This window comes from Mycobacterium sp. ITM-2016-00318 (assembly GCF_002968285.2).
Lineage (GTDB): Bacteria > Actinomycetota > Actinomycetes > Mycobacteriales > Mycobacteriaceae > Mycobacterium.
In genome coordinates, this window is the sequence record NZ_CP134400.1 from 5,342,561 (window position 1) to 5,361,585 (window position 19,025).

At 67.8% G+C, this 19,025-nt stretch carries 19 protein-coding genes and 1 pseudogene; 9 read left to right on the forward strand and 11 right to left on the reverse strand.

The features are described from left to right. Window positions 1-99: 99 nt before the first annotated feature. On the forward strand, window positions 100-1,293 hold the full coding sequence (locus tag C6A82_RS26325; protein WP_105342161.1) for an acyl-CoA dehydrogenase family protein: 1,194 nt from the start codon (window positions 100-102) through the stop codon (window positions 1,291-1,293). After that, window positions 1,286-2,533 (forward strand): acyl-CoA dehydrogenase family protein, encoded by a 1,248-nt coding sequence (locus C6A82_RS26330; RefSeq protein WP_105342162.1) that lies wholly within the window; start codon window positions 1,286-1,288, stop codon window positions 2,531-2,533. The genes C6A82_RS26325 and C6A82_RS26330 overlap by 8 nt, the downstream gene beginning before the upstream one ends. Before the next feature lie 4 nt (window positions 2,534-2,537). Here C6A82_RS26330 and C6A82_RS26335 read toward each other — a convergent pair whose 3' ends face one another. Both C6A82_RS26335 and C6A82_RS26340 read right to left on the reverse strand, forming a co-directional pair. Beyond that, on the reverse strand, window positions 2,538-3,428 hold the full coding sequence (locus C6A82_RS26335; protein ID WP_105342164.1) for an SDR family NAD(P)-dependent oxidoreductase: 891 nt from the start codon (window positions 3,426-3,428) through the stop codon (window positions 2,538-2,540). Then, window positions 3,425-4,558: an FAD-dependent oxidoreductase gene (locus C6A82_RS26340; protein WP_311101936.1), complete on the reverse strand. Its 1,134-nt coding sequence runs from the start codon at window positions 4,556-4,558 to the stop codon at window positions 3,425-3,427. The genes C6A82_RS26335 and C6A82_RS26340 overlap by 4 nt, the downstream gene beginning before the upstream one ends. Before the next feature lie 46 nt (window positions 4,559-4,604). On the opposite strand from C6A82_RS26340, the gene C6A82_RS26345 reads away from it, so the two are divergent. Then, on the forward strand, window positions 4,605-4,865 hold the full coding sequence (locus C6A82_RS26345) for a hypothetical protein (RefSeq protein WP_105341306.1): 261 nt from the start codon (window positions 4,605-4,607) through the stop codon (window positions 4,863-4,865). A gap of 36 nt (window positions 4,866-4,901) precedes the next feature. Further along, a complete protein-coding gene (locus tag C6A82_RS26350) occupies window positions 4,902-6,302 on the forward strand; it encodes an HNH endonuclease signature motif containing protein (protein ID WP_311101556.1) in 1,401 nt (466 codons plus the stop codon). Here C6A82_RS26350 and C6A82_RS26355 read toward each other — a convergent pair. From C6A82_RS26355 to C6A82_RS26365, 3 genes and pseudogenes are all read right to left on the reverse strand, one after another. Next, window positions 6,299-7,123: an alpha/beta fold hydrolase gene (locus C6A82_RS26355; RefSeq protein WP_105341579.1), complete on the reverse strand. Its 825-nt coding sequence runs from the start codon at window positions 7,121-7,123 to the stop codon at window positions 6,299-6,301. The genes C6A82_RS26350 and C6A82_RS26355 overlap by 4 nt on opposite strands. A gap of 41 nt (window positions 7,124-7,164) precedes the next feature. Further along, window positions 7,165-7,263: pseudogene (locus C6A82_RS26360) on the reverse strand (carotenoid oxygenase family protein); the annotation flags it as partial. Window positions 7,264-7,313: 50 nt separating this feature from the next. Next, on the reverse strand, window positions 7,314-8,267 hold the full coding sequence (locus tag C6A82_RS26365) for a hypothetical protein (protein WP_233216710.1): 954 nt from the start codon (window positions 8,265-8,267) through the stop codon (window positions 7,314-7,316). A 279-nt stretch (window positions 8,268-8,546) separates the two neighbouring features. On the opposite strand from C6A82_RS26365, the gene C6A82_RS26370 reads away from it, so the two are divergent. After that, window positions 8,547-9,128, forward strand: a complete 582-nt coding sequence (locus C6A82_RS26370) for a forkhead-associated protein (protein WP_105341578.1) — start codon at window positions 8,547-8,549, stop codon at window positions 9,126-9,128. Between the two features lie 23 nt (window positions 9,129-9,151). On the opposite strand, the gene C6A82_RS26375 is transcribed toward C6A82_RS26370, so the two are convergent. Continuing rightward, window positions 9,152-9,832, reverse strand: coding sequence for a hypothetical protein (locus C6A82_RS26375; protein WP_311101557.1), 681 nt, complete (start codon window positions 9,830-9,832; stop codon window positions 9,152-9,154). 9 nt (window positions 9,833-9,841) lie between these two features. Next, complete coding sequence (locus tag C6A82_RS26380) at window positions 9,842-10,732, reverse strand: DMT family transporter (protein ID WP_233217038.1); 891 nt, start codon at window positions 10,730-10,732, stop codon at window positions 9,842-9,844. Between the two features lie 67 nt (window positions 10,733-10,799). Between C6A82_RS26380 and C6A82_RS26385 the strand changes: the two genes are divergently transcribed. After that, window positions 10,800-11,759 (forward strand): DNA polymerase domain-containing protein, encoded by a 960-nt coding sequence (locus C6A82_RS26385; RefSeq protein ID WP_105346947.1) that lies wholly within the window; start codon window positions 10,800-10,802, stop codon window positions 11,757-11,759. Here C6A82_RS26385 and C6A82_RS26390 read toward each other — a convergent pair. The 3 genes from C6A82_RS26390 to C6A82_RS26400 all read right to left on the reverse strand — a co-directional run bounded on the left by C6A82_RS26390 (window position 11,747) and on the right by C6A82_RS26400 (window position 15,435). Continuing rightward, entirely contained in the window at window positions 11,747-12,826 is a 1,080-nt protein-coding gene (locus tag C6A82_RS26390; protein ID WP_105346946.1) for a spore photoproduct lyase family protein, read from the reverse strand. The two genes, C6A82_RS26385 and C6A82_RS26390, sit on opposite strands and share 13 nt — an antisense overlap. 242 nt (window positions 12,827-13,068) lie before the next feature. Further along, window positions 13,069-14,241, reverse strand: a complete 1,173-nt coding sequence (locus C6A82_RS26395) for a metallophosphoesterase (RefSeq protein WP_105346945.1) — start codon at window positions 14,239-14,241, stop codon at window positions 13,069-13,071. A gap of 3 nt (window positions 14,242-14,244) precedes the next feature. Beyond that, window positions 14,245-15,435 carry a hypothetical protein gene (locus C6A82_RS26400; protein WP_105346944.1) on the reverse strand — a complete coding sequence of 397 codons (1,191 nt, stop codon included), beginning with the start codon at window positions 15,433-15,435 and terminating at the stop codon, window positions 14,245-14,247. 149 nt (window positions 15,436-15,584) lie between these two features. Between C6A82_RS26400 and C6A82_RS26405 the strand changes: the two genes are divergently transcribed. From C6A82_RS26405 to C6A82_RS26415, 3 genes are read left to right on the forward strand one after another with little or no spacing between them, the layout of a single operon-like run. Continuing rightward, a complete protein-coding gene (locus tag C6A82_RS26405; RefSeq protein WP_105346943.1) occupies window positions 15,585-15,827 on the forward strand; it encodes a BatC protein in 243 nt (80 codons plus the stop codon). Between the two features lie 10 nt (window positions 15,828-15,837). Then, on the forward strand, window positions 15,838-17,046 hold the full coding sequence (locus tag C6A82_RS26410) for a cupin domain-containing protein (RefSeq protein WP_105346942.1): 1,209 nt from the start codon (window positions 15,838-15,840) through the stop codon (window positions 17,044-17,046). Next, window positions 17,043-17,939, forward strand: coding sequence for a sucrase ferredoxin (locus C6A82_RS26415; RefSeq protein WP_105346941.1), 897 nt, complete (start codon window positions 17,043-17,045; stop codon window positions 17,937-17,939). Before C6A82_RS26410 ends, C6A82_RS26415 begins: the two co-directional genes overlap by 4 nt. On the opposite strand, the gene C6A82_RS26420 is transcribed toward C6A82_RS26415, so the two are convergent. After that, on the reverse strand, window positions 17,918-19,024 hold the full coding sequence (locus tag C6A82_RS26420; protein WP_105346940.1) for an acyl-CoA dehydrogenase family protein: 1,107 nt from the start codon (window positions 19,022-19,024) through the stop codon (window positions 17,918-17,920). The genes C6A82_RS26415 and C6A82_RS26420 overlap by 22 nt on opposite strands. Window position 19,025 lies beyond the last annotated feature (1 nt).

Genomic DNA, 19,025 nt, shown 5'->3' on the forward strand with positions numbered 1-19,025 from the left:
CGCGCGACCCTCTGCTTTAGTGACAACGCCTCAGAGGATACCCAGCCAAGGTGTGGCCCGCCGCACAGCGTCCCCCGACGCTCGCCTTATCGTGACTGCATGAGTACACCTGCCCACGCGGATCACGTGGCCGGTTTGGCCAAGAAGGTCGTGGCCGAGCACGACCCGAAATCCGTCCCCATCCCGGAGTTCCTCGGTGCCTGCTATGACGCCGGGCTCTCGTGGGTGCACTTCCCCGAGGGCCTGGGCGGCCTCGGGGTCTCCCGCGGTCTGCAGGCAGTCGCCGATGGCATTTTGCAGAGCGCGGGCGGTCCCGTGCCGCTCGGCCTGAACCCCATGGGCTACGGCATGGCAGCGCCGACGATCCGGGAGCACGCGCAGAGCGACGAGGTCAAGAGGCAGTGGCTGCGGCCGCTGGCCACCACCGACGACCTCTGGTGCCAGCTGTTCTCGGAGCCGGGCGCGGGTTCGGACCTGGCCGGGCTGGCCACCACGGCGGTTCCCGATGGAGAGGAGTGGATCGTCAACGGCCAGAAGGTGTGGACCAGCCTGGCGCACCGGGCCCGCTGGGGTCTGCTGCTCGCGCGCACCAACCCCGACGTGCCGAAGCACAAGGGCCTGACCTACTTCGTCGTCGACATGCACGATCCCGGCGTCGAAACCCGGCCCCTGCGCCAGATGACGGGGCAGGCGGAGTTCAACGAGGTCTACTTCACCGATGCGCGGATCCCCGACAAACACCGGCTCGGCGATATCGGCAACGGCTGGAACGTCGCGATGACCACGCTGATGAACGAACGCACCGCGTTGGGCGGCAGCGCGAGCCGGCGTGGCGCGGGCACGATTTCGGAGGCCGTGTCGCTGTGGGCGTCGCGGCCGCACCGGCAGACCCCGGTGCTCCGTGACCGGCTCACCCAGCTGTGGCTGCGCTCCGAGGCGCAGCGCCTCACATCCGAACGGTCACGCGCCTCGGCGGGTGTCGGAGGTCCGGGCCCGGAAGGTTCGATCGGCAAGCTGGTCGGCGCGGAGCTCAACCAGCAGATCTACCAGTTCTGCATGGATTTCCTTGGGCCGGAAGGACTTCTGTACCACGGCTATGACAGCGGAGCGCGCATCGGCGAGAAGGATTGGCAGGGCCCTATTCAGCAGCGGTTCCTGCGCAGCCGCGCCAACACCATCGAAGGCGGCACCTCCGAGGTGATGCGCAACATTCTCGGTGAGCGAATCCTCGGACTGCCGGGCGATCTGCGGGCGGATGCAGGCATGCCGTGGAAGGAGATCCCCCGTGGCTGAGGAGCTTGCGGATCAGCCCCGCAATCAGGCTGAGGAGCTTGCGGATCAGCCCCGCAATCAGGCTGAGGAGCTTGCGGATCAGCCCCGCAATCAGGCTGAGTTCATCTTCACCGACGAGCAGGCACAGCTGCGTGCGGCGGTGCGCAAGTTCTGTGCGGAGAACTTCGACGAGCAGTCGGTGCGCAACCTGATGGAGTCCGACCCTCCGTTCGACCCGAAGGTGTGGGCGCGGCTCGGCGCCGAACTCGGTGTGCTCGGCCTCTCTGTTCCTGAGGCCGACGGCGGTGTGGGCGGCACGCTCGTCGACCAGGCGGTCGCCGTCGAGGAATTGGGCGCATCGCTGGCGTGCGGCCCTCTGTTCGGCACCGTGTTCCTGTCGATTCCGGCCCTGGTAGCGGCGTCTGCGAGCCAGGCGCGTGACGGCCTGCTGGCCGATCTGGTGGAGGGCGGACGCACCGCGGCCTTCGCCGTGCCGGACCATGCAGGCGCGCTGGGCGACGTGACGGTGACCGTCGACGGTGATGCGCTGACCGGCACCGTCGAGCGGGTCGTCGACGCGGGTGCGGCCGACGTCCTGCTGGTGGCCGCGCGGAACTCCGACGGGATCGTGCTGTACGCCGTCGACGCCTCGGCGTCGGGTGTGCAACGCACGCCGCTGGGCACCCTCGACCTGACCCGACCCCAGGCGACCGTCGAGTTGTCCGGCGCAGCCGGCATTGTCGTCGCCGGTGCCGACGAGGCCGACCGCGTCATCACCCACGCGCTGCAGGTCGGTTCGGCGCTGCTGGCCGTCGAGCAGGTCGGCGCGGGTCAGCACCTGCTCGACCTGTCGGTCTCCTACGCGAAGTCGCGACTTCAGTTCGGCAGGCCGATCGGGTCGTTCCAGGCCGTCAAGCACAAGCTTGCGGACCTGCTCCTCGATCTCGAGCACGCCCGCTCGACGGCGTACCACGCGGTGTGGGCACTGGCGGACGGCACCGACGATCCCGCACTCGCGGTGAGCATCGCGCAGGCCACCGCGTCAGCGGCGCTGGCCAAGATCGCCGCGGACACCGTCCAGGTGCACGGCGGCATCGGCTTCACGTGGGAGCACCAGGCACACCTGTACTTCAAGCGCGCCACCACCGACGCCGCGCTGCTGGGCAGTGCAGAGGAGCACCGGTCACGGGTTGCCGAGCTTGTGCTCGACACCGCGAAAGTCGACCGGATGCCGCGGGTGGCCGACGGCACGCTCGCCTGATCGGCTAGACGGGAAGCGTTGTGCCGGTTTCTTTTTCGGCGAACTCGAAGAGTTTGGCGGCGGCATCATAATCGCAGGCCACCGCTGACCGCCCGATCAGCACGGGTCCTCCCTTGAGGCCCCACCTGCCTTCGATGCCGACGTAGGCACCGGGCGGTATCGGCTCGCTGATGCAGTAAAGGCTCGTCGCCGCGCCCGCGTCGATGTCGTTGCCGAAGACGTTGGCCAACCGCTTGACGACCTTGTCGGCGACGGTGATGAGCGGGCTGTCGGAGATGCTCGAGAGGTTCGACGACACCCATCCCGGATGGGTCAGCTGGCTGACGACGGGCGAATCCGCCGCCCGCAGACGGCGATCGAGCTCCAGACCCCACAACATCACGGCGAGCTTCGACCGCGCATATGCGCCCATCGATGTCCACTTGCTGGTGCGCAGGTGCATGTCGTCGAGCCGCAAGGTGGCTCCGCGGTGCGCCTGCGAACCGACGTTGATGATCTGCGAACGAACCTTCGGGAAGATGAGGTTCGTCAGCGCGAATGGGCCGAGAAGGTTTGTGCCGATGGTCGTTTCGAACCCATCGACGGTCTCCTGGCGGTCCGCAGTGAGCATGCCCGCGTTGTTGATCAGGATGTCGACGTCGTCGTCGAACGCGTCGGCGAACGCCCGCACCGACGACAGGTCGGCCAGGTCGACCTGTGCGATGGACGTGGAACCGCCGATCTCCTTCGCGCGCTGGGCACCGAGCTCGGTGTTGCGCACCGCCATGACGACGTGTGCGCCGGCCCTGACGAGCGCTCGGGCGGTGCCGAGACCGACCCCATTGGTCGCACCGGTCACGACGACGCGCTTACCTGCAAGATCGCCCAGCCGGTCCGTGGTCCACTCCGCTGTCACGGGGTCAGGTTAATCGGTCGGTTGTCGCGGACGCCGCGGTAGATGCCCCAGCGCACGATCACCGGCATCAGCACCCGGTCGAACGACCAGGCGGGGAAACGGAACGCCTGCCCTTTGGGGGTGAAGACCTCGAGGCCGTTCGGCTGGACACCGAGCACCGAGCCCCAGCGCCGCTTCGGCGCCCGGTAGGCGCGCAGCGGCTTACCCGCGTATGCGGCCTTCACGTTGTAGGCGAGAATTCCGTCGCCCCGGTTCCGGGCCGAGCTGCGCAGCGGGTCGGTCGCCGCGACGTCGCCGACCGCGAACACGTTCGGGTGGCCGGGCACCTGCAGCTGCGGAGTCACCGTGACGAAGCCCCGCTCGTCGAGGAGTTCGGCGGGCAGCCAGTCCGTGTTGGGCCGAACCCGGCCGATCGCCCACACCACCGCATCGGCCGAGGACGGCGGCTGCCCGGTGCTCCATTCGACGGGCTCGCCGGTGATCTCGTCGCAGTCGAAGCCTGCGGGTATCACAGCGCGGTGGCCGGGATGTAGTCCCACGCCGGCGTCGCCGAGCCGCCGCCGCACCTTCTCCCAGATTCCGGGGTGGTGCGAGGGCAGCGCGCGCTGGCCGGGAAAGTACAGGTCGACCCGTTTGTCGGGCCACGTGGTGGCGATCTGGGCCGCGCTGCTGATCGCGGCGGCGCCACCACCGACGACGATGACGGATCCGGCGTCGGTCAGCCGGGTGTGCGCGTGGCGCAGGTCTTCGCCGATCTCCTTGTGCGACTGCAAGTTCGGTGTGCGCCAGAAGCCATTCGTGACACCGGTCGAGATGACGAGGGCATCGAAGTGCTCGTGAATACTGGCACCGTCGTCACCACGGACGGTGACGATGCGGGCATCCAGGTCCACACCGATGAGCGTGCCGTGCACGGTGCGCACCCGGTCGAGCGCCCTGAACCGGTCGAACGGAATCCAGTTGGCTCTGGCCCATTCCTCGGGCCGCGACAGCCGCCAGCCGAGTTCCTGACCGCTGACCAATGCGGGCTTGGCCGATATGCCAACGACGTCGAAGTCTTTGGCCAGCCGGATGGCGGTGAGGACGCCGCTGTCGCCAAGTCCGGCGATGACGACGCGGTGGCGGCTGATCACACCGTTGAGGCTGCCATATCGGAGGGCTAACCTAAGAGCCACCATGACGCACTCACTGCGAAGGCTGACGGCGGCGGCACTGTCGGCAGCGGTGCTGGCCGCGGTTCCGATGGCCGGGGTCATCGTGTTCACGCCTGCGATCAGTTCGGCATGCCTACCCGGCGAGACCGCGGGCGCCGACGCATGCGCAGCGTTCTGTCTGCCCGGCAAGGCGCTCGACGTCGCCACCGGGTTGTGTGTGCCGGTGCCCAATCCCGCGCCCAACGGCGTGAACCCGCCGATCTATCCGCCGGACTCTGCCTAACGGTTCTTGTCGGTGCTTCGAACTAGTGTTCGAAGTATGAGTTCGGTTGGCCTTGATAAGCGCATCGATGAGATGAGCGCGATGTTTGAGGCGGCGCTCGCCGAACCTGTGGACGGAACGGCTGCTGAGCGCGCTGCCGCGGCCCAAAAGTGGGAGGTCTTCAAACGTCGGTGCGCGGTAATGGATCACCGCATCGTGGTCTCGCTGGGGGAGCTGCCGGTTGAGGAGTTGGGTGAACCGTCGATGGCCGCGGCGTTGTCCACGCTGTTACGGATCTCGCGCGAGGAAGCAAACCGCCGGATCAAGGAAGCCAAGGATCTGGGGCCGCGCGTGGCGCTGACCGGCGAGCCGCTGGATCCGATGCTGTCCAACACCGCGGCTGCGCAGCTGCGCGGCGACATCGGGTTCGAACACGTGAAGATCATCCGGAAGTTCTTCAAAGACTTGCCTGGTTTCGTCGATCACGACACCCGCGAAGCCGCCGAAACCCAACTCGCCGAGTTGGCGTGCGGGCTGGGGCCCGACCAATTACGCAAGGCCGCTGACCGGCTGGCGATGATCCTCGACCAAGACGGCGAACTATCAGACGCCGACCGGGCCAAGCGCAGCTACTTCACCAAGGGCAGGCAGCGGGCCGACGGCATGAGCGAGTTTCGCGGTTGCGCGGATGCCGAACTGTCCGCACTGCTCGACGCGGTGTTCGCCAAGTGGGCGGCACCGGGGATGTGCAACCCCGATGACGAAGCCCCCGGTGTGGACGGCGAGCCCAGCCTTGAAGCGATCAGAAAAGACCTACGCACCGCCGGGCAGCGCAATCACGACGCCCTCAAAGCCCTCTGCCGAGCCTTGTTGGCCTCCGGGCAACTCGGCAGCCACAAGGGACTGCCGATGACGATGGTCGTCTCCACGACTCTCAAAGAGCTGCAATCCGGTGCAGGTCATGCCGTCACCGGCGGCGGCACCCTGCTGCCGATGCGCGAGGTCATCAAGCAAGCCGCCGCGGCCCACCAGTACCTGTGCGTGTTCGACGACCACACCGCAGAGGCGCTGTATCTGGGCCGGGCGAAACGACTCGCCTCCAAGGCCCAACGCCTCGTGCTCTACGCCCGCGACCGCGGCTGCACATTCCCCGGCTGCACCGCACCGGCGTATCACAGCGAGGCACACCACCGCAACGGCGACTGGTCCCAGGGCGGACTGACCAACATCGACGACCTCACACTGGCCTGCGGCACAGACAACCGCCGCGTCAAACCCGGCGGCTGGACAACCCGCACCCGCGCCGACGGCCGCACCGAATGGCTGCCACCGCCGAACCTCGACACCGGGCAGCGACGCGTCAACAACTACCACCACCCCGAGCGCTACCTCATCCCCGACGAACACGCCACCGAAAACAGCGAGGGCGACGAAGACGGCGAGAGCGACAAACCCTAGGACTGCAAGAACTTCAGCAGGTCGGCGTTGATGACGTCGGCGTGGATTGTCGGCATGCCGTGCGGAAGGTCCTTGTAGGTCTTGAGGATTCCGTTGGCCAGTAACTCGGCCGACTTCGGTCCTGCCGCCACATACGGGACTATCTGGTCGTCCTCGCTGTGCATGACCAGGACGGGGATCGTGATCTTCTTCAGGTCCTCGGTGAAATCGGTCTGCGAGAACGTGACGATGCCGTCGTAGTGCGCCTTGGCTCCGCCCATCATTCCCTGCCGCCACCAGTTCTCGACGATCGCCTCCGACGACTCGACGCCGGGGCGGTTGAAACCGTAGAACGGGCCCGATGGCAGATCGCGGTAGAACACCGAACGGTTCGCGGCGAGTTGGGCCTGCAGATCGTCGAATACGGCCTTCGGCAGTCCCTCGGGGTTGGCGTCGGTCTTCACCATCAACGGCGGCACCGCGCTGATGAGCGCCGCCTTCACCGCACGACTCTCGCCGTGGCGGGCCAGATAGTGCGCGACCTCGCCGCCGCCTGTCGAATGCCCGATGTGGATCGCGTCGTGCAGGTCGAGGTGCTCGACGACGGCCGCGAGATCGTCGGCGTAATGGTCCATGTCGTGGTTGTCGGCGACTTGCGAGGACCGTCCATGGCCGCGCCGGTCGTGCGCGATCACGCGGTAGCCCTTCGACAGGAAGAACAGCATCTGGTTGTCCCAGTCGTCGGCCGACAGCGGCCAGCCGTGGCTGAAGACGATCGGCTGACCCGAGCCCCAGTCCTTGAAGAAGATCTCGACGCCGTCGTTCGTGGTGATGGTGGGCATGACGACGACTCTAGAGAGTCACAGCAGCGGCTGGGACCGCGCTACGACGCGGGCGTCGGCACCCAGTTGCCGTGGAATCCGGCCGGAACCCGATGAGGCACCTTGATGCTCGCGACGTCGTCCAGCGTCTGGGCGTCGATCGCGACCGCGTCCACGACTCGTTGGCCTCGGCCAGGACGCGAATCGGTTCCTAGGCGTCGTTCAAGCCGGTCCGCAGCAGGTCCCATGCGAGCCTGCGGGCCTCGGCCGCCTTCTCGTACATGAGGCGCTGCACCGAAGGAATCGGATTCGGCTCGCTCGCGCGGCCTTCGACGATGTCGGTGCAGACGTCCTGCGCTACCTGGATTCCCATCAGGACCGCCTCGTTGACACCCTCGAGCGCCTGATTGAGGCGGTTGTCGTCGACGATCTTGTGAGCGTTGGCGAGCTCGACCGAGAAATCGTTCACGACCTGACCGATCTGCTCGAAGATCGGCAGCATCGCCTGCTCCCGCTCGACGCGGTCGGTGCTACTCAGGATGCCCGCACCCCGGTTCCACAGCGTCGCCAGCATCTGGGTATGCAGGCTCACCGCCCGCGACACCTCGATCACCGCCTGCTTCTGCAGCTGACTCCGCAGATGGGTGCGCTCGAGCGAAGCCTGCCTGCGTTGGGCGTCCAACTCCGCGCGGTGCGTCTTCTGCCGGCTTTCCAGCTCGGCCTCATGGAGTTTCCGGTTCTGCGCGAGCTCGCGCGCCAACCGATCTTCGGCCGCGACGACCTCGGCGGCCGAGCGCGCTTCGGCGGCGGCCATCTCGTGGCGCAGCCGGTCGGCGGCTTCTGCGGCCCGCTGATTCGCCTGACGCTGAATATTCACGGTTTGCCACATGAGTATCAGGACGGCCCCCAGCACGACGGCGCCGAAGAACCAATCCGACTTCGAACCGGTCTCGCCGGGAGCGAGCAGGATGAACCACGCGATCGCCAGGCCGCCCGCGGCGCCACAGGAGAGCCAGCCGACTCCGCGCCAACCGTCGATCGCAGCGAACAGCCCGCTGGCCTCGCCGCGCAGGGACACAGGCTCGGGCGTGGGCTCTACACCGTGCCGCGCCTCAGCGCGTTCTGACTGGTCGTCGGCCGTGGAGGACTCGACTACTCCGGTCATTCCGATCTCCCGTTCCGCCCCGAGCCTCCCCGCCGTGCGGGGCACAGACCAGAGCCGTACCGCGCACCATCTTCACACCGTCGGTCCGGCTCGGTTTCCCCGAGGTTTGAGGTCGGCGGTTTTCCGCAGGTCACAGTTGGGCGGGCAACTGGCGGTAACGCGCGGCGCCGTCGCCCGCTAGTGTCAGTCCGTGCTCAAGTCGAGCGGGGCGACCGGCAAGCACGCGTCGTCGGCTGCTCACCGCTATCGGAATTGACCTCTCTTCAGATTCGAGGGCCCATGGGACAGTCCGTGCCACAAGACGATTCGTCGATCATCGTCAGCCTTTCCGAGGCGGCGATGCACATGTACAGCGCCGCCATCGACGCGTTGCCGTTCGCCGAGGACAAGAAATTTCACAAGCGGGCCGATGTCGTGCTGGAGGGGATGCGCAAGCTGCGCACCGCCCTGGCCGACGCAGCAAGCACAAGCAGGCCGTCATCCGCGGTGATCGTGGAGCTCAGCAATGTTCGGCGGCGTTACGACCTCCTGATAGAGCACGCCGCGGCGGCACCGGGGTCGAGCCTCGGGCAGCAGCTGTACGTCACCCGTGTGCACGCCAAGCTGTCGGCCGAAGAAGTCGCCAACGGCGCCGGGCTGCCCACCCGCCTGCCCGACGAGTTGGAGGCGGGCGGCACGCCGAACGATGACCAGGCAGCAAAGATCAGGGACACGATCGTCGCGCTCGGCGGCGTGCCGGGCACCGAGCATCACCTCTACCACGATCCCGAGCCCGGCAATGACGAGTCGGAACACCACGACCACGACGAGCATCACGTCAACGGTCACGAAGAACAGTTCGCCGAAGAGCACGCCGGCTGAGGCACCCGCAAGGCGTGCGGCAACTAGCCGTCGAGTTCGCCCGTGATGCCGCGTTCGATCGCGGCGCGGGTCCGCTCCGGCAGCACCACCAGCCCGTCGAGTTCGCGGCGTGCGACGTCGAAGGCGCGCTCCCGCTCATGCGGTGTGGCCGCGGAATCGGTCGCGATCCGCATCGCGCCGTGCGCGCGCGACAGTCGCTGCTGCTCCTCGCGTGAGAAACCGCTGCGCCGCTTGCGGATCGCCTCGGCTTCCGCGACGTCGAACGCCGTCACGTACTCCTCGACGGCGTCGAGGTACTGGCGCGCGGCCTCGCTGTCACCGAGGAGGTCGCCCGCGTCGGCGGGACGCAACATGTCGGCACGCAGCTTGGCACGGTGGAACCGCTGCGTGAGCGGTTCACGCATATCGGTCATGAGCGGATAGTCGAGCAGCTTGCTGACGTCGATCTCGTAGTCGAGCCAGCGGGTGTCGGTCCGGTCGTGCTCGCGCACCATCCGCATGATCGCCTGCCACTGCGCGGCCTTGTTGGTGCGTTCCTGCTCCGCGCGCCCCGTGCTTCTCGCGTCCGCGGAAGCGTCGAGCTGCGGGGTGTCGTCGGTGCGCTCCCGGACCTTGGACACCGCCTTGTAGCCGCCGTAGACCAGACCGATCACCGGCACGGCCACGATCAGCAGCTCGATGATCCGGACAATGAGCAGGCCCACACCGCCAGGCTACGGCGGTGTCTGCGTTTGCGTTTGCGGCGACTCCCGAGCGCCGAGGAGCAGCGCGACGACGACGAGCGCGATGCCCGCGATCTCGGGCGGCGTCGGCACCTGGCGCAGCACCACGACCCCGATCAGCGACGCAGTGACCGGCAGCAGCGCCAGCAGAAGGGCGAACTTGGCACTGCCGATCTGCACCAGGACGAGCTGATCGAGCACGTAGGGAATCGCGGTGGACAGCAGGCCGATACAGACGCCGAGCAGCCATGTCCGCGGGTCGCCGAACACCGAAGCGTCGACGGCGGCCTGCGGAACGAGGATGACGGGGGCGGTGACGATGGCGGCCAGCGCCATTCCGACCGCGAGCGAGTCCAGTCCGGAGCCGGCATCGGCCACCCGTTTACCGAGCAGGATGTAGCCGGTCCACATCGCCGCGGCCGCCAAGGCGAACAGCACGCCCGCGAGGTTGCCGTCGAACTCCACTCCTGCCAGCAGCACCACGCCGACCGACGCCAGTGCAACGGAGAGGACGTCCCTGCCGCGCCGCGATCCCAGCGCTGCAACGGCGACCGGACCGAGAAACTCGATGGCGACGGCGGTGCCCATCGGGATCCGTGCCATCGCTTCGTAGAAGGCGACGTTCATGGCGGTCGTCACGAGGCCGAACATCAATGCGACACCGGCTTGCCGCCGACTCCATCGGTGGCGCCACGGCCTGCGCCACGCCACGAGCGCGACGGCCGCAGCCGCAATTCGCAACCATGCGACGGTCGACGGTTGGGTGGTCTCGAACAGGAAGACGCCGATGGCGGCGCCGACATACTGGGAGACGGCCCCGACGATGAAGACGATCGGGATCGTCCATCCCGGCAGCAGCGATCGAGAAGCGATGGGACGCAAGACTACGTCAGTGCTGACGCGCGATCAGGCTGCGGCTCACCATGCCGTCAGCGCCTAGGGTGGCGACATGGGCGCTGAAAGCGAGGAGCGCGCGGGGGTCACGCTCACCAACCTCGACCAACCGCTGAGCCCGGACGCCGGCGCCACCAAACGCGACCTCGTCGACTACCTTGACGCGGTCGCGGACAGGATGCTGCCGACTCTGGCCGACCGGCCGCTGACCGTGCTTCGGGTGCTGCGCGGCCAGAAGCCGTTCATGCAGAAGAACGTGCCGAAGTACACGCCGGACTGGGTGAAGACCGTCCCGATGTGGGCCGAGGCGTCGAAGCGGGAAGTGCACTACGCGTTGTGCGATGACCGGAGGACGCTGTTGTGGTTCGCCAACCAGCGTGCGGTCGAGTACCACCCGACGTTGGGCCTGGCCGACAACATCTACCGGCCGACTCACATGGTGCTCGATCTCGATCCGCCCAGCGACGACGACTTCGCCGCCGTGGTCGCGGTCGCGCATCTGGTCCGGCAGGCGCTGATGGACAGCGGGTTGTCGGGCGCGGTGAAGACGAGCGGCGCCAAGGGGATTCACGTGTTCGTGCCGATCGACGACGCCGCGCCCGTCGACGACGTCGCAGCAGCCACGCGCGCGCTGGCGGCGCGGGCCGAGGCACTCGATCCTTCCGTGGCCACAACGGCGTTCATCGTCGCGGACCGCGGCGGCAAGGTTTTCGTCGACTCCACCCGCGCAGGGGGCGCCACCGTCGCGGCCGCCTACAGCCCGCGCCTGCGCCGGGGCACCCCGGTGTCGTTTCCGCTCGACTGGTCGGACCTCGACCGCGCGAACCCCGGCGACTTCACGGTGCACACCGCGATCGAGGCGCTCGGCGGACACGACCCGTGGGCGGATTCGATGCCCGAACCTCAGCGGCTACCGGCAGATCTGATCGAGCAGGGGCGCACCATTCCCGTCGCCCGGGTGGCCGCGATGCACGAAGGCAAGCGCCGCGCCCGCGCGCGCCGTCAGAAGGCGTAGCGGATGCGGCAGGTCGGCAGCTTCTCGGCGACGAGGTCGGTGAGCTGCTGCACCCACCGGCCTTTCCACGGCGACTTGTATCGCACGTTCCACTGTCCGCTCTGACTTCGTTTGAGCTGCTGCAGGTCTGGCCGCCACAGCAGTTCCTCGCCCTTGGGATGCCAGCCGAGATTAACGTCATGCAGCCCTTCGTTGTGGGTCAGGAAGATGACCTCGGCGGCGAGCTGGGCCTTGGCGCGGTCACTCGTGCCGTCGGCGATCTGCTCGAGCAGCTCCGCCCAATCGGCGAGCCAGTCCTCACCGACGATGACCGGGCTGAAGTTGAGGTGCACCTCGTAGCCTGCGTCGACGAAGTCGTCGATGGCGGCGATCCGGTCTGCGATCTTGGACGTCCGGATGTCGACGACGCGCGACGTCTTCTCCGGCATCAGAGAGAACCGCACGCGGGTGCCGCCGCGCGGATCGAGGTCGAGCAGGTGGCGGTTCACCAGCTTGGTCGCGAAGGTGGCCTTCGCGTTCGGCACCCGGGCGAAGAGGCCGATGAGGTCGGCGACGTTGTCGGACACCATCGCGTCGACCGAGCCGTCGCTGTTCTCGCCGATGTCGTAGATCCAATCGACGGGGTCGCACTGGTTCGGGTCGGGCTTGATGCCCTGTCGGGCGGCGTGGCGTTCGAGGTATCCGAGGATCTTGTCGATGTTGGCGAAGACGGTGATCGGGTTGGCATAGCCCTTTCGGCGCGGGACGTAGCAGTACGAGCACGCCATCGCGCAGCCGTTGGCGGTGGACGGCGCTATCCAGTCGCTGGACCGTTCGTTGCGCCGCGCCGAGAGGCTCTTCTTCTCGCCGAGGACGAGGACCTCTCGCTTGGTCCGCACCCAGTCCTCGACGTTGCCCTCATTGCCGTAGAGGCCCGGAATCGCCTGATGGGACGGAACTTCGATCAGCTCGGCATCGGGAAACCGGTCGAGCACCTGGCGAGCGCGGTCGAACCGGTCGATACCCGGCTCGTGGTAGATCCGCTTGATGTCCAGAAGCCGTCCGGCGAGGTCGATCGAGGCAGTCACGCAGCGGTCAACGGTTGACCTTGGACCGCGGTTCCGACGATCAGGCGACGAGGTCCTGCGCCGCGACGCTGTCGCACGACGCGCATGCCTCGTTCTCGAGGTCGAAATGGCCGCAGATCGGACAAATGAAGTCAAGCATCAGCCGCGCCTTCCAGGCTGGAGTGTGGAAAATAGGCGCCGGCCGTCTGCAGCGCTGGTGAGCTTGTTACCCGAGGGCCGCCGAGGCGAAACCGGGCCGGATATTACGAGTTATTACGGCTCGGCTCGAGCGCCACCACGGTGATGTCGGGCGGTGCACCGACCCGAACGGGCGGGCCCCAGAAGCCGGCGCCGCGAGTGACGTAGAGCTGCGTTCCGTCAACGGTCGACAGTCCGGCGAGCGAGGGCTGCACCGCATCGACGATGTAGTGAAACGGCCACATCTGACCGCCGTGGGTGTGTCCGGACAGCTGCAGGTCCACGTTGCGCGCGGCGGCTTGCGCCACCTCAACCGGTTGATGGGCAAGCAGAATCGTCGGCCGCGACCGGTCCACGCCCGACAGTGCGCGGTCGAAATCGGGCGGGTCCGATTTCTCCTTCCCCGCGACGTCGTTGACGCCGACGAGGTCGAACGCCGCCGCCCCGCGTCGGATCGCCGTGTTCTCGTTGCGCAGCGGCTGGATACCGAGCCGTTCCAGCTCGCGCAACCAGGACGCGGTGTCGTCGACGAAGTACTCGTGGTTGCCGGTGACGAAGAAGGCGCCCTCGGAGGACACCAGATCCCGCAACGGTTGCGCCGCCGACCCGAGCTCCGCCACGGTTCCGTCCACCAGATCGCCGACGATCGCGACCAGGTCGGGCTCGGTCTCGTTGATCAGCGAGACGATCCGTTCGGTGTGGGCGCGGCCTGCCAGCGGCCCGAGATGGATGTCGGACACCACCGCGATCCGGAAGCCGTCGAAAGCTGGATCGAGGCGACGCAGCCGTACCGGGATCCGAAGGAGTTCAGGTGGGCCGAGCGCACTCGCCATGCCCGCGCCGACGAGGCCGACCGATGCGGCGCCCGCGGCGACGGCGCTCGCCCTTGCGAGGAAGACGCGGCGGCTGAGCGCCGTTGGTTCGGCCTCGGGTGTGTCCTGCGGATCGCGTTTCACCCAACGTCGCATCGCAAGTCGGACCGGCTCGAGTGCCAGCAGGGTGAGAAACAGGTACACGATCACGCCGAACCAGACGTATCCCGGCCACGCGAACCAGGACGATTCACGCCACCCGAGCACTCTCGGCAGTAGCAGGGTCCCGACCAGAAGCACGAGCAGGGCGACGAGTACGGCGGAAAGCATCCGGCGGGCGCGACCCGTCGTGGTGTCCTTGATGAGCCGCTTCCACACGTACAGGTGCATCAGCCCGAGGACTGTGCCGAGGATGACGATGAACATGCGTCAACAGGTCAACGGGGGCAGGGCGTCGACACGCAGGACGCCTGTGCTCGGCGGCGGCTCCGTGTCCGTTGCGCCGAGGCCGACCGCGACGGACCCGCCGTTCGCGCCGCCGACGGACGGTCGCAGGTAGGTCAAGGCACCTGACCGGGTGTCGACGACGGCTGCGCTGGTGTCGTAACTGCTGTCGTCGCGCCCTTTCTCGACGACGATGTAGGGCCCGACAACCTGCAGCGGCAACGGCTCCTGCGCGCCGCCGTGCGGAACTCTTCCGGTGATGCGCACCAGGCCGGACTTCGGTGACCAGTACGCGAGAGCGGGCTGCGCTCCGCTGGTTCCGGTGGCCCACGCGTAGACGTTGCCGTCGGTGACGAGCGTGAACTGGTCGCGACCGGTGCCCAGCGCACCGGCGACCGGCGGCGGCAACGCGTCGGGAATCTTCAGCTCGGTCCTGGCGCCGGTGGCCTGGCCCCACGCCACCTCCCAGGACAAACCCGCGGCGCTCGCCCGCACGTTGCGCATATCGCCGGAGGCGACGTCGGTCACGGCGCCGGTGTTGAGGTCGTAGGACCTGATCGTGCCGGTGTCGCCGGGGTAGGTGTCGCGGGTGATCCAGTAGACCTTGCCGCCGAAAAGGGCGAACGAGTCGATGGTTTTGCCGCCCGACGACAGGTCGCCCGACGAACTCTCCACGACGTTGCGGAGCGGCCCGCCCTGGCGGTCGACCACATCGATACGCATCAACGTGGGAAGCACCCCGTTAGCGGCCCGTGGCTCGTGTGCCACGCCGACGATCACCCACCGGTCGTCCATCGCGACGGTCCCGATCCGGTGCCGATCGGGCTCCGGCACGGCGTAGATCTCGGTGACGGCCTTGTCGGCGCCGACGAGCAGGAGATCGCGGGTGTCTCCGTTGTCCCGCGACACGGCGACCTCTCCCTGTCGACCGACAGCCATCGGGACGTTCGAGACGCCACCGGTGTCGACGACGCTCTCCTCGATCGCCGTCTGCCAGGCAGCGGGTAGCGCCGTCTCGCAGGACGGCAGCGTCGTCGACTCGGGCGCGGCGACCGTACTCACAGTGGTCGCGGCGGTTCGTTCGGGGGCGGATTCGGTCGAACAGGCCGACGCGGCAGCCGTCAGGACCGCAACCGCAAAGGCGCCTGCGGCTACGCGCAGCGCAACATCGACCACACCGGGAGACTAGCGTGCGCACGCTCCGTCGGCGCTGTCGCAGCGACGAAGTCCGACCCGTCGTTTCGTTTTGCTGTTCTGCGGCAATTCTCCTGCGCACGTGGCCGCACCAGCTCGCGTTGCGGCCACGACGAGAGAAAGGATCGCGCATGGCGCTCGACGATGACGACATGACCACCTCCGGCGGTGGCGGGGAGGGTACCGCTGACGGCGGCTCGAATCCCGAAGGCCACGACGGCGGCGCCGACGGCAGCGCGGGCGAGGGCCCCGCGGACGGCGGCTCGAATCCCGAAGGCCACGACGGCGGCGCCGACGGCAGCGCCGGTGAAGGCCCGGCCGACGGCGGCTCCAACCCGCAGGGTCACGACGGCGGCGCCGACGGAACCGCCTGACCGCTGCTCCATGCTGAGCCGCTGCATCGCGATCGATCCCCAGACGTTCGCAACGGAGTACTGGGGTCGAAAGCCACTGCTCAGCCCAGCCGACGCGCTTCCCCGCGACTTCGGTGATCTGTTGTCGCCCACGACGGTCGACGAGTTGATCGCCGAGCGCGGGGTGCGCGCGCCGTTCATCCGGCTCGCCAAAGAGGGCGACGTACTGGCCAAGGACTGCTATCTCGGTCCCGCCGGATTCGGCGCGGAGATGCCCGATCAGGTCGACTCCGCCAAAGTGCTCGCGCAATTCGCCGCAGGCGCCACCATCGTGCTTCAGGGCCTGCACCGGCTCTGGCCGCCGCTGATCGACTTCGTCCGGCAGGCGGTCGACGACCTCGGCCATCCTGTACAGGCGAACGCCTACATCACGCCGCCGACGAACCGCGGCTTCGATCCGCACTACGACGTGCACGACGTCTTCGTGCTGCAGGCGGCGGGCCGGAAGCGGTGGATTGTCCACGAACCGGTGCACACCCACCCGCTGCCGTCGCAGCCATGGACGCAGCACCGTGCCGCGATCGCCGAACGCGTCACCGACGATCCCGTGATCGACACGGTGTTGTCGGAGGGCGACGCGTTGTACCTCCCGCGAGGATGGATCCACTCGGCCCAGGCGATGGACAGCACGTCGGTCCATCTCACCATCGGCGTGTCCCCGCTGACCGGACTCGACGTCGCGCGCTCGGTCATCGACGAACTCGCGACAGTCGACACGTTCCGCAAGCCGCTGCCGATGGGCGCCGACCCGACCGACCGGGATGAGATCATCGCCACGGTGACCAAGGTGATGGCCGAAGTGGTCGACGCACTGCGCGACGAGGCGTCGGTGCTGAGCAACGGCGCGGCAGCCAAACTGCTACAACGCCACGCCGACCGGACCCGCCCTGCGGCGGTCCGTCCACTGGCCTCTCTGCAGGCCGGCGAAAACGCCTCCGCGGCAAGGGTTCGCTGGCGTCACGGACTCGCGTCGACGGTCGAGCACAAAGGCGGCCGTGCCGTGCTTCGGTTGCCCGACAAGGTGATGACACTGCCGATGTCATGCGCGGAAGCCGTCGAGGCCCTGCGTACCGGACGGGTCACCGACGCGGGCACGCTACCCGGCCTCGACCACGCCGACGGAACGGTCCTGATCCGCAGGTTGCTGCGAGAGGCGATCCTCGTACCGGTCATCGAATGACGGCTGCGAGACGGGTGCCGTGCAGCGACCAGTCGCTGGCCCGTGACGATCCGATGTACGGTACGGCCTCCGCAGGCTTCTCCTGGGTACTACTCGAATTGCCCGGCGCCTGGGGACCTTCGGCGTTCTTCCAGTCTCCTAACATCATCGATCCCGAGCTGGGACGCGCCATCGTCCGCCGCGTTGAGGCGGCGAAGATGCGCATCGCGGCGATCCGCCGCCCTGGCCGCCGACCGGCCGAACCGCAGTGGCGATGGTTCGTGGCGCATTCCCGTGAGGGCAGCGAAGCGTTGTACAGCGGCGCCGTCACCGACCCCCGCGAATATCTCGACATCGCCCTCGACGGCAGTGACGGCACCCTGTCGACCGATCCCGTCGTCGCAATCTGCGCGCACGGCAAGCACGACCAGTGTTGCGCCGTGCGGGGAAGAGGCGCGTGTCAGGCGATCGCGGCGCGGTATCCCGAATTCACGTGGGAGTGCTCGCATTTGGGCGGTGATCGCTTCGCCGCTACCATGCTCGTCCTGCCCGAGGGACTCTGCTACGGGCGAGTCGACTCGGCGGATTCGGAGGATCTGATCCGGCTGTACCTCGAGGGCCGGCTCGACAACCGCTTCCTGCGTGGGCGGACGTCGTTGCCGCACGCGGTGCAGGCCGCCCAGTACTTCGCCAGGCACGCGTACGGCGACGACCGCATCGCGAGCCTTTCACCGCTGTCGGTCGACAAGGCCGAGCACAGAATCCGGGTGACGCTGCGCGGCGATACGGGGCCGATCAAGGTGGATCTGACGGAGGAGATGTCGGAGCCGCTGCTGTCGCAATGCCACGCCAGCGTCGCAGGCAGCGTCCGGATGTTTCGGCTCGCCTCGATTCAGAGGGAAACGGTTCCGTAGGAGCCGATGTTCGCGACGAGCACGCGCGTCTGGTCGTCGGCGGTGCCGAAAGTGTTGTCGATGGCCGTGAGTCGGGCCGCATAGTGGCCGACCGGGTACTCCGCGGTCATCCCGATACCACCGTGCAGCTGGATGGCCTCCTGCGCGATATGCCGTCCGGACCGGCCGATCTGCAGCTTGGCCCTCGCGGCGACGACAGGATCGAACCGGCCGTCGGCAATCGACATGGCGGCATAGAAATTCATGCTCCGGGCGAGTTCCAGCGACACGTACATATCGGCGGCCCGCTGGGTGAGCGTCTGGAAGTTGCTCAGCGGGACGCCGAACTGTTTGCGTTCACCGAGATACCCGGTCGTCAGCTCCAGCGCTTCCTCCATCGCACCGACGGCTTCGGCGCAGAACGCCGACTGGTACCGGATGACGGTGCGCGCGATGTGCTCGCCGGCATCCCCGCCGGATCCCAGCGGCTCGGCGGGCACGGAGTCGAAGTCGAACTGGGCCGCCCGTCGGCCGTCGAACGTGCGGTAGGAATGCCGGTCCGCTGCGGCGGCGTCTACCAGGAACAGTCCCTGCCCGCCGTCGGGGAGGGACGCTGTCACGATGACCTTGTCCGCCGAATCACCTGCCAGCACAGGGTTTTTCCGGCCACTGACCGCCCAGGTGTCGCCCTTTCGCTCGGCCCGGGTGGTCAGCCCGCCCGCGGGTACCCGCATCCCGGGTTCGTCGTGCGCGAAGGCGAGCAGCGTCTCGCCGGCCGACACCGCGTCGAGGAGGGCCTTCTGTCCGTCGGTGCCCACCTCGGCGATCAGGCCGCCGGGGATGAGCGCCGCCTGCGCGACCGGTTCCGGCGTGAGCCGCCTGCCGACCTCGGTCATGATCACCATGATCTCGATCTGGCCCGCCTCTGCCGGATCGAAGCCGAGGCCGAGCAATCCCACCTCGGCGAGCTGACTCCACACCTCGCGGCTCCAGCCGAGTTCACCGCCGATGACCTCGTTGTAGCCGGCGATGTCGTAGTTGCGTGACAGCACCTCGCGGGTGACATCGCGCAGCAGTTGTTGCTCCTCGGTCAGTCCAAAGTCCACA